The sequence below is a fragment of the Streptosporangium sp. NPDC003464 genome (assembly GCF_053588315.1).
The window spans coordinates 1-1,552 of the sequence record NZ_JBSFPS010000549.1 but is presented as its reverse complement, the minus strand read 5'-3'; the positions used below and the strand labels follow the sequence as shown (position 1 = coordinate 1,552).

3 protein-coding genes are annotated in these 1,552 nt (G+C 71.3%); 2 read left to right on the top strand and 1 reads right to left on the bottom strand.

Features of this window, described 5'->3' with window-relative positions; all coding sequences use genetic code 11:
• Positions 1-128: 128 nt before the first annotated feature.
• A complete protein-coding gene (locus ACWDS7_RS48425; RefSeq protein WP_012888044.1) occupies positions 129-401 on the bottom strand; it encodes a WXG100 family type VII secretion target in 273 nt (90 codons plus the stop codon).
• A 172-nt stretch (positions 402-573) separates the two neighbouring features.
• On the opposite strand from ACWDS7_RS48425, the gene ACWDS7_RS48420 reads away from it, so the two are divergent.
• Together ACWDS7_RS48420 and ACWDS7_RS48415 are read left to right on the top strand one after the other, a co-directional pair.
• A complete protein-coding gene (locus tag ACWDS7_RS48420; protein WP_451934820.1) occupies positions 574-1,293 on the top strand; it encodes an SDR family NAD(P)-dependent oxidoreductase in 720 nt (239 codons plus the stop codon).
• A gap of 158 nt (positions 1,294-1,451) precedes the next feature.
• Positions 1,452-1,552 (top strand): biotin carboxylase N-terminal domain-containing protein (locus ACWDS7_RS48415; protein ID WP_362963288.1); only part of this gene is annotated, 101 nt, incomplete at its 3' end.

The window sequence follows — 1,552 nt, the reverse complement described above, 5'->3', positions numbered from 1 at the left end:
GGCGCGCGAGGGCGCCGCGGGGACGCAGGACGCCGCCGCGCGGGCCTGGATGCTGGCCTTCTCCGACTCCTGCGTGGAGATCCTGGTCGGCCCCGGCCCACCCGGGCCGGGGCGTCTCGGCGGTCCGGCTATCGGGTGGCGGACTCGATGTTGCCGCGGTAGGTGTTGATGACCCGGGACGCCTCGGCGAGCTCCTCGGACATGCGCTGGAAGGCGGCGCGGTAGTTCTGCCACGCCTCGGTGAACCGCTGGGCGCCGGGACCGGTCCAGGCGGTGCCGACCTTGCCGGCCTCCCGGTCGAGGGCGGCCATGGTGGCCCGCACCTGGTCTGCCTGCTGGGTGAACTGGGTGGCCATCTGCTGCATTTCCGCGGGATTGCCGCCGAGCAAGTTCTGGCTCATGCCAGTCTCCTTCGGGATCGGTGTCGGGGGGCTCACCAAACGAAATCACGATAGGCGAGTGGATCACAGTGATACCGGGATTATGCCGAGCGGCTATGGACCTTCCCGGACGTCCGGAGAAGCTAACGTTCCTTTTCACCTTGATTTTCTGTGACGTGAGGAGTCATGGACAGTGCGTGAGATTGTGGTGACGGGCGGAGGCACCGGGATCGGCGCCGCCGTCGCGGCGGCGTTCGCCGCGCGGGGGGACCGGGTGACCATCACCGGACGGCGGGAACAGGTGCTCAAGGAGACGGCCGACCGGCTGGGCCTCTCCTACGTGGCGTTCAACGCGGCCAACCCGGTCGCGGTGGGCGAGGCCCTGGACCGGCTGCCGGCCCGGGTCGACGTGCTGGTCAACAACGCGGGCGGGAACACCAACCTGGACCGCGCGCCCGGCGACGACCTGATGGACGTGGCCGAGAGCTGGTGGGCCAACCTCAACGCCAACCTGATGTCGGCCGTGCTGGTCACCAGCGCGCTGACCCCCCGCCTGGCCGACCACGGCCGGATCGTCACGGTCGGCTCGATCGCGGCCCGGGGCACCGGTTCCGGCTCGTACGGCGCGGCCAAGGCCGCCGTGGAGGCGTGGACCGCCGATCTGGCCGCCGAGCTCGGCCCGCGCGGCGTCACCGCCAACGTGGTCTCCCCCGGCCTGATCGTGGACACCGAGTTCTTCCGCGGCCGCCTCACCGAGGAGGGGGTGCGGCGCCGGGTGGAGAGCACCAGGAACGGGCGCCCCGGCACGCCCGACGACGTCGCGGCCACGGTGAGCTTCCTGGCCTCCCCCGAGGCCCGGCACATCACCGGCCAGGTCGTCCACGTCAACGGCGGCGCGTACCTCGGCAGGTAGGACCCAGCCGTGCCCGGCGATCAGGGGGCGCTTACACTCCCATGAAGGCCCGCCGGCACCGAAGGACGGCCCCGGCCCCGGCCGCTGTGCGGGCGTTTAAACTCCCTTGGAGGCCCACCGGCCCCTTGTTCGCACATGTACGGAAGGGAACGACGTCGGTGCAGAAGGTCCTGATCGCCAACCGTGGTGAGATCGCCGTGCGGATCGCCCGCGCCTGCAAGGACGCCGGACTGGCCAGCGTCGCCGTCTACGCCGACCA